The 8,841-nt window shown below is 60.3% G+C and carries 7 protein-coding genes; all 7 read right to left on the minus strand.

Features of this window, described 5'->3' with window-relative positions; genetic code table 11:
- Positions 1–71: 71 nt before the first annotated feature.
- On the minus strand, positions 72–839 hold the full coding sequence (locus tag I4W09_RS05210) for a mechanosensitive ion channel family protein (protein ID WP_196032545.1): 768 nt from the start codon (positions 837–839) through the stop codon (positions 72–74).
- 129 nt (positions 840–968) lie between these two features.
- Positions 969–2,993 carry a bifunctional metallophosphatase/5'-nucleotidase gene (locus I4W09_RS05215; RefSeq protein WP_196032548.1) on the minus strand — a complete coding sequence of 675 codons (2,025 nt, stop codon included), beginning with the start codon at positions 2,991–2,993 and terminating at the stop codon, positions 969–971.
- A gap of 157 nt (positions 2,994–3,150) precedes the next feature.
- Positions 3,151–3,945 carry an ABC transporter ATP-binding protein gene (locus tag I4W09_RS05220; RefSeq protein WP_055250279.1) on the minus strand — a complete coding sequence of 265 codons (795 nt, stop codon included), beginning with the start codon at positions 3,943–3,945 and terminating at the stop codon, positions 3,151–3,153.
- Complete coding sequence (locus tag I4W09_RS05225) at positions 3,938–4,861, minus strand: ABC transporter permease (protein ID WP_006234992.1); 924 nt, start codon at positions 4,859–4,861, stop codon at positions 3,938–3,940. Before I4W09_RS05225 ends, I4W09_RS05220 begins: the two co-directional genes overlap by 8 nt.
- A 203-nt stretch (positions 4,862–5,064) precedes the next feature.
- A complete protein-coding gene (locus I4W09_RS05230; protein WP_022093885.1) occupies positions 5,065–6,045 on the minus strand; it encodes an ABC transporter substrate-binding protein in 981 nt (326 codons plus the stop codon).
- A 160-nt stretch (positions 6,046–6,205) separates the two neighbouring features.
- Positions 6,206–6,991, minus strand: coding sequence for a hypothetical protein (locus tag I4W09_RS05235; protein WP_196032551.1), 786 nt, complete (start codon positions 6,989–6,991; stop codon positions 6,206–6,208).
- A gap of 259 nt (positions 6,992–7,250) precedes the next feature.
- Entirely contained in the window at positions 7,251–8,654 is a 1,404-nt protein-coding gene (asnS, locus tag I4W09_RS05240; protein ID WP_271756760.1) for an asparagine--tRNA ligase, read from the minus strand.
- Positions 8,655–8,841: the final 187 nt, after the last annotated feature.

Genomic DNA, 8,841 nt, shown 5'->3' on the forward strand with positions numbered 1-8,841 from the left:
TAAACAACTATATGAACCATGGTACCACGAATGAAAACCGCTACAACGATGCCTGTCCCCTTTGTGGTGATTTAGACAATGATGGGGGCGATGGCACGAATGCAGGCGTCGGCTGCCGTAAAAGTGGTGCTGTCGTCGCTGACGATAAAGATGATCTTGCCCTTGATGCCAAAGTCGCCGATTTCGCTAAAGAGCACGTAGGGCTCCTTGTCAAAGCCCGAGATTGGCGAAACGGCCGTTTTGGTGGCGCTGACGAGCTCGTCTGCTAGCGCATCGAGAGACGCCCATTTGGAGGGGTCTTTCACCGCGACGGGGACGGCCACGCGCCCAAAGGGCATCAAATGCACGAGTGTGTTCTTGGAAATATTGGAGTTGGGGACGATGATGGTCTGCCCACAGGCATCCTCAATCGTTGTATGGCGCCAAGTGATGTCTTGGACCACGCCGGATACGCCGCCGACCTCGATATTGTCGCCGGGTTTGATGATGCCCATAAAGGTCACCTGCATGCCGCCGATAAGGTTTGACAGCGTGTCCTGAAAGCCGAGCGAGATGGCGATGCCGCCGACGCCAAGAGCGGCGACGAGCGCGTTTGCGTTAATGCCAAAGCAGTTGTCGAGGATAAAGCTGCCGCCAATCATCCAGATGACGGCGCGTGCGATGTTGATGAAGATACTCGATGCCGGAAGCGGGTTATCGTCTCGGTTAAGCAGATGGTTCAGGGTCTTGGATACGACCTTGGCGGCGACGGCGGTGCCTATCGCCAAGATGACGGCCCAGATGATGTTGTGGACCCACCGTTGCTCAAAGAAATGAAGAATCGGCTCAAACAATTCCATGTAGGGAAAACCTCCTTATGATCGTCCAACCATGATACCCACCAAGAAGCCCGTCCGATCAAATTCGGACGGGCTTCTGTGCTCGATATAAGGTTTACGCGGCGGGGCTGTAAGGCCCGGCGGTGTAGCTTAGCGTCGACGCTTCCGGATAATGCCGAGCATGATGACGATGATGCCGCCGATAAGGCACGCGCCAACTATTGCCAACGTGCGGTCTCCAGTTGCGGCGAGCTTACCGGTCGTCTTCTTGGTGATGACCTTCGTGGTCGTCGTGTCCGTTTTAGGCGAGGGCTTAGGCGTCGGGGCCGGTGTGGGCGTGGGGTCCACGGCTGCGGAGCCGAAGCTGATGGTGCCGGCGAGCCCGGCCATCTTGCTCTCCCAGCTGTCTTGCCCGATCAGCGCCCTCAGCGCCGCCTCGCACGTGCCCCACTCGGTGTACTTGGTGGCGTGTGCAAAGGTGGGAAAGTCGGTCGTGTTGGTAATGATGTAGTTGTTGGTGGCGACGGTATAGGTCTTGGCGGGGTCGAGCGTGCTGCCGTCCTTGGTGAGTGTGGCACTCACAATGCGCTTGCCTTCGGGCTGCGTCCAATCAATCGTCACGTTGATACCGCCAAAGGAGAGAACGCTGCCAGAGTCATCGCGCCACTTGTACTTGTCTTGCGCCTCCTGCTCGGTGTGACCGGCCGCCACATAAGCCTGCTGAAGCTCGTAGCTGTCGTTGCAATCGTCGCTAATTTGTAGCGAGTGCTCGAGCGCTGCGAGGAAGTCCGCGCCGGTCATGGTCCAGGTCTCCACGGTGTTGCCGTAGGGCGAGATGGCGATGACGTTGCCGGCGGTCACGTTGCCCGCCGCGATGCCGCCGCGGATGCCGCCAGCGTTCTCGATGGCAAGGTCCGCGCTCGTCAGGGCAAGATAGGAGCCGCAAATCACATGGCCGATGGTCTGGGCCTTGGTGGTATCGCCCTCCTTGCTGGGGCGGAAATCGGTGGTGCGCACCATTTCCCAACCATGCGTGCCTGCGGCGTCCTCGCCGTAGAAATAGTTGGTGGTGGATGTGCCGAGCACCTTGTTCGATTCGTTTTCAAAGGCCTCGTCGAGCGGCTTGATCTTGTTGCGGACGGCTTCAAGGCGGTTTTGGTAGTCGGAGCCCTTGTCGGGGTCTGCCAAAAGGTCGTTGACGTTCTTGGCGGTGTAGAGCTTCTCGTCGCTGCCGTCTGCAGGGACCGTGGCCGTGTCATCGTCGGTCGACTCGGTGCCATTGGTGTCGTACTTGTACGGAATGGAAAGCAGCCCCACCTCGGCAAAGGCGCTGCCCGCCTCGACAATGTGGATCGTCTTGCCGTCGGCTCCCGTCACCTTCTCGTTAAGGTTGATGTGCTCGTGGCCTGCGATAAGGGCATCGACGCCACGGAGCCGCGTGGCAAAGGTCTTTGCGTCGAGCGTGTGCGCGATACACACAACAACATCGCAGCCCTCCTTGCGCAGCTGCTCTGCCTCGGCATTGATGGCGTTCGCGGCACTCGAGAACGACGTACCCGCGACCAGGTCCGCGCGCAGCGAGGAACCTAGCGACTCATCCATGGCTCCGACGACGCCGACCTTGATTTTGTAGTCGAATGTGGAGTGATCTTCGCTATCCTCCCAGGTGCGATCGAGCGTCTTCGTGAAGCTCGAGCTCCATACGCCGCTCGTAGACTTCGCGTTCGCGCAGAGCATGGCGAAGGGCGTGTCGGTGGTGCTGTAGCCGGTCATGGTGCGGAGTTTGTCCGCGCCGTAGCTCCAGTCGTGGTTGCCTGGCGTGGTCGCATCGTAGCCGTCGGCGTAGAAGGTGTCCATGAGCTCGGCGATGCTCTTGCCCTCGCTCATGGTGGCGAAGGACTGTCCGTGGAAGGTGTCGCCCGCATCGAGCAAAAGATCGGGGGCGCTGCTTTGGGCGCTATAGAGAACCGCCAGTCCGTCAAAGCCCACAGTGCCGGTGCCCTTGCTTTCGTTGTAGCTGTACTTGTAGCTGCCGTGGATGTCGTTGGTGTGCATGACGGTCACAGAGCCGTCAATAGCGGCGGGCAGGTTTCCCGCGAAAGCGAGGCTTGGGATGCCTGCGAGCGCGCCGACAAACAACGCGGCGGTTAACGCAAGGCGGGGGAGTCTTTTCATGGCAGCTTCCTTAGTCCTTAGCCAGAATGTCTGGTTGAATATCGGATTATCGACATAATATGCGAAAACCGCCGCAAGGGCGCCTGTCCCTTAGCGGCGGTTTTGACGTTTGCGCAGATAAAACCTGCCAAAATAAACCTGTCCCTTTTTGGTAGGTTTAGCTTAGCAGCATGCGGTCGTTGGCGAGCTCGCCACCCGAGACCTCCTCGAATTTCTGCAGCAGGTCGGCTACGGTGAGCGACTTCTTCTCATCGCCCGCCACGTCGTAGATCACATGGCCCTCGTGCATCATGATCAGACGGTTGCCCAGACGGATGGCGTCGTTCATGTTATGCGTGACCATGAGCGTGGTCAGGTGGTTCTCGTCGACGATCTCCTCGGTCAGGTTGAGCACCTTAGAGGCCGTCTTGGGGTCGAGGGCCGCAGTGTGCTCGTCGAGCAGCAGCAGGCGCGGCCTGGTGAGAGTGGCCATTAGCAGGGTGAGTGCCTGGCGCTGGCCACCCGAGAGCAGGCCGACCTTGGCGTTGAGACGCGTGTCCAGACCAAGGTCCAGGCGCTTGAGCAGCTCAACGTACTCATCTTTCTCGGCCTTGGTGACGCCCCACGAAAGGCCGCGACGCTGGCCGCGACGCTTGGCGAGGGCCAAGTTCTCGGCAATCTGCATGTCGGCAGCGGTACCGCGCATGGGGTCCTGAAACACGCGGCCCAGGTACTTGGCGCGCTGCGACTCGCTCAGGCGCGAGATGTCGGTGCCGTCGAGCTCGATAACGCCCGAATCGAGCGGGTACACGCCGGCGATCATGTTGAGCAGCGTGGACTTGCCGGCGCCGTTGCCGCCGATCACGGTTACAAAGTCGCCGTCATTCAGGGTGAGGTCGACGCCGGTGAGCGCGCGCTTCTCGGTGACGGTGCCCTTGTTAAAGGTCTTCTTGACATGCGAGAGCTTAAGCATCTGCCTCATCTCCCTTCGTGTAGGAGCTGCGGAGCTTATAGCGCTCCCAAACCACGGGCACGCACAGGGCCACAGCGACAATTACGGCGGAGAGCAGCTTCATGTCGTTGGCGTCCATGCCCAACTGCAGCACGATGGCGCGGATAAGGAAGTACACCACGGAGCCAAAGACGGCGGAGGCAAGACGGACGCTAAACTGCGTGAGGCCGCCGGGCAGCAGACGGCCGAGCACCTCACCGATAACAATGGCGGCAAGACCGATAACGATGGCACCGGTGCCCATACCAATGTCGGCATACTTTTGGCTCTGGCAGATGAGCGCGCCCGAAAGGCCGATGAGGGCGTTGGAGAGCACGAGGGCGATCATCTTGGTGGAGTTGGTGTTGACGCCCAGAGCGCGGATCATGTACTCGTTGTTGCCGGTGGCGCGCAGCGCCGAGCCGATCTCGGTGCCAAAGAACCAATACAGGATGGCAACGATAGCCACGGCGAGCAGGATGCCCAAGATGATGGCAACGGTGGACTGCGGCAGACCGGTCATATTGCTGACGGCCGAGAACACGGTGCCCTTGGCAAGAATGGGCGTATTGGACTTGCCCATGATACGCAGGTTAATGGACCACAGGCTGATCTGGGTGAGGATTCCGGCGAGGATCGCGGGAATCTCAAAGACGGTGGTCAAAATGCCCGTGACGGCACCCGCGATGGCGCCGGCGCACATACCGGCCAGCACGGCGAGCAGCGGGTCGACGTTGTTATTGACGATGAGCACAGCGCAGACGCAGCCGCCGAGGGCAAAGCTGCCGTCGCAGGTCATATCGGGAATGTCGAGCAGGCGGAACGTGATAAACACGCCAAGCACCATAATGCCCCAGAGGACGCCCTGCGAAACGGCGCCCTGCAATGCAATGAGCATGCTTCATACCTCCTAGGATAGGGTGGACACGTGAGTCACCATGATAGCGGTAACAATGCATAAAAGAGCTGCGGCCGGATGTTTTGACTCATCCGAAACAAGCAGGGCGAACGCCGGTCTACAGCGCCCGCCCCTGTGGCTCAGATATTGAATAACGCGGCTAAAGCGCGAGCACGGGCTCTAGACGCATGCCGCGTATGGCATTACGCGTCCAGAGCGGAAAGGTCGATGCCCAGGGCCTCGGCCATTTCGTCGTTCTTGACGACGACCAGGTCCTTGCTCGAGAGGTGCTTGATCGGCATGTCTTCGGGCTTGGCCTCGCCCTTCAGGATCTTAACGGCCATCTCGCCCGCGGCGTAGCCCAGGTCCTCGTAATTGATGGAGAGGGTGAACAGGCCGCCGGCCATGCACATACCCTCCTCGCCAGTCACGAAGGGAAGCTTGTTTTCCTTGCAGATCTGGCCGACCTGCGAGGCACCCGCGGCGATGGTGTTGTCGGTGGGGGAGTACAGCGCGTCGACCTTGCCCACGGCAGACTCGACGACGGACTGAATCTCGTTGGAGCTCGAGACGGTGAAGTCAGTGTACTCGAGGCCCAGCTTGTCGAGCTCCTTCTTGGCGGCCTTGATCTGGACGTCGGAGTTGGACTCGGCGGTGCAGTAGAGCAGGCCGACCTTTTTAACGTCGGGCAGGACCTTCTGCATCATCTCGAGCTGCTCGGCGACCGGGGTGAGGTCGGAAGCGCCCGTGACGTTGGTGCCGGGCTTGTCGTTGTCCTGGACCAGGCCGGAGGCGGCGTAGTCGGTGATGGCGCAGCCCACGATGGGGATATCGGCCGTGGCGCCGGCGGCAGCCTGCGCGGCGGGCGTTGCGATGGCATAAATCAGGTTGACGTTGTCGCCCACAAACTTGTCGGCAATGGACTTACACGTGGACTGGTCGTTCTGGGCGTTCTTCTGGTCGATCTTGACCTTAAGGCCGCTCTCCTTGATGGCCTTGACAAAGCCGTCGTTGGCGGCATCGAGTGCGGAGTGCTCGGTGAGCTGCAGAACGCCGATGGTGTAGTCGGAACCGGCGGCAGCAGAGCCGGAACCAGAGTTGCCGCCGCATCCGGCGAGCGGGGCGAGCGCGAGCAGGCCGGCGGAGACCAGAAGGCTCCTGCGGCTGATGGTGATGTCCTTCATATCATTACCCCCAGTATAAAAATGGCTGGAAACACTGCACTGGGACAAAGTGCAAGTGGAACTATAGTAGCGCTGATGTCCATTTTTACAACAGCCTGGCGGGTTTTTTAATACAGAATCGGATGGGCGGTACGGGTAGTCGAATGGGCGGCGGAGGGTCTTATGCGGCGGAGGAGGCGTCGTCCTCGTCCAAGGCGGCGAAGAGCTTCTTGCCGTCGAGCAGGCGCGTGCTGACGTTTCTCATTCGGCCAATCTCTACAGTACGCAACGTGTCATCGGCGCCTCGGGCGTCGTAGACCGTTCCCAGCAGATACGAGATGCCATCGCGCTGTCTGATGGCAAAGGGACGGAGTGTCATCCGTGCTGCTTCGGTTTCGCCACGTGTCGTGACGCTCGAAATATCAAAACTCACCGTGGTTCCGTGGTCGATGGCCTGCTCGACGAGCTCGCACGTGTCGATGCGCTTGATGGGCGTGCGTGTTGCCTTGGTAGCCTTGCTGCCTGCGCTTGGAGCGGGTTCGGGTGTATCGAGGTAGCCGCGAACGTCGGCGCTCGCCATGGCAACTAAGTGCTGCGCCATGCTCTTGCGGATAGCGATAGGCGTGGAGCGGTTGCGCATGACCATACCGTGGAGCCGGATGATCTCTTCATCGGTGAGCGGGCGGGTAAGAAGTTTGTAGCCCACGCCGCGTTTGTACTCAATTTCGTATCCGGCATGGCGAAGCGCGGAGATGGCGGTGTAGATGCTGCGCCGCGCCGCCGAGATGGGCATGCGGGCGGGGTCGTCGGGATGGGCGAGGCGCCGGATCAACTCATCGGAAAGCATGGCCTTGTCCTCGCCGGTGTTTTCGCTTAATAGTTGCAGGATGCGAACGGCGCGATAGGCTGCCATCGAGGCGGCGCCTCTAGTCGTGGTGTCGTAGGTTTCAACAGCGGCTTCGGTCATGGTGCCCACGTCCTTTCCGTTTTGGGTGGCGACGGTATGGAGCCTAGGACGTGGGGCTTTCCCAGGGGCGCAGGGCGCTCTGGGCGGTCGGTAGTCGTCGGCAAACGGCGGGTCGAGTTTTCAACAGCCCTGCTCAACTGACCAAAAACTTGCCAAAAGCTTGACGGATGCTGTTGAAAAAAAGCGTCTCTCGACCGATGTCGAGAGGCGCTTGTGCGATGAGCGTTGGCGTGTGGCGACGCGAGCTAGCGTCCGACGATTAGAAGTCGGCGTTGCCCACGGTGCGTGGGTGCGGCAGGACGTCGCGGATGTTGCCCACGCCGGTCAGATACATGACCAAGCGCTCGAAGCCCAGACCGTAGCCGGCGTGCTTGCAGGAACCGTAGCGGCGCAGGTCAAGGTAGTACTTGTACTGCTCGGGATTCATGCCCAGGTCCTTGATGCGGGCCTCGAGCAGATCCAGGCGCTCCTCGCGCTGGGAGCCGCCGATAATCTCGCCGATACCGGGCACCAGGCAGTCGGCGGCGGCGACGGTCTTGCCGTCCTCGTTCATGCGCATGTAGAACGCCTTGATCTCGGCCGGGTAGTCGGTCACAAAAGTCGGTCGCTTAAAGTGCTCTTCGGTCAGGAAGCGCTCGTGCTCGGTCTGCAGGTCGATGCCCCAGCTGACGGGGTAATCAAACTGGTGGCCAGCAGCGACTGCCTGCTCCAGGATTTCGACGGCCTCGGTATAGGTGACGCGGGCGAAGTCGGAGTTGGCGACATGGTCCAGGCGCTCGAGCAGACCCTTGTCCACAAACTTGTTGAGCATATTGAGCTCGTCGGGGCAGGTTGCCATGACGTCCTTAAGGACATACTTGAGCATGCCCTCGGCGTTATCCATGTAGTCGTTAAGATCGGCAAAGGCCATCTCGGGCTCGATCATCCAAAACTCGGCGGCGTGGCGCGTGGTGTTGGAGTTCTCGGCGCGGAAGGTGGGGCCAAAGGTGTACACGTCGCCAAAGGCCATGGCAAAGTTCTCGGCATTGAGCTGGCCGGACACGGTGAGGCTTGCATGCTTGCCAAAGAAGTCCTGGCTCCAGTCGACCTCGCCGGACTCGGTGAGGGGCGGATTTTTGGGGTCGAGCGTGGTCACGCGGAACATCTCGCCGGCGCCCTCGCAGTCACTCGTGGTGATGATGGGGGTGTTGACGTAGACAAAGCCCTGCTCCTGGAAGAAGCGGTGGATGGCGGCAGCCGCGACAGAGCGGATGCGGAACACGGCGCGGAACAGGTTGGTGCGCGGGCGCAGGTGCTGCTGGGTGCGCAGGAACTCGACGGTTGCGCGCTTCTTCTGCAGCGGGTAATCCGGGGCGCTCGTGCCCTCGACCTCGATGGAGGTGGCAGAAAGCTCGAAAGGCTGGGGCGCATCGGGGGTCAGCTTGACGGTGCCGGTGCAAATGAGTGCGGCCGAGACGTTTTGATGGGCGATCTCGTCGTAGTTGTCGAGTGCCTCGCGGTTCATGACGACCTGCAGGTCGCGGAAGCAGCTGCCGTCGTTGAGCGTAACAAAGCCAAAGTTCTTCATGTCGCGGACGGACTTGACCCAGCCGGCGACGGTGACGGTCTGGCCGCCGAGCGACTCGGCATCGGCATAGAGCTGCGCGATTTTGGTGCGGTTCACGTATCCTCCCATAACGGTTGAATGATAGTTATCCATACAGTTCGATATTCTAGCAGCTCGGCTCATTTGAGCTATACAGATAAAGCATTGGCGGGATGGTTTTTCAAACGCCTTGATTATCAACTTTATCCGAACACCTCCCACATTCATCCGCACATGTGCGGATGAATGTGGGAACCCGATACCC

The organism is Collinsella aerofaciens (assembly GCF_015670795.1).
Classification (GTDB): Bacteria; Actinomycetota; Coriobacteriia; order Coriobacteriales; family Coriobacteriaceae; genus Collinsella; species Collinsella aerofaciens_Q.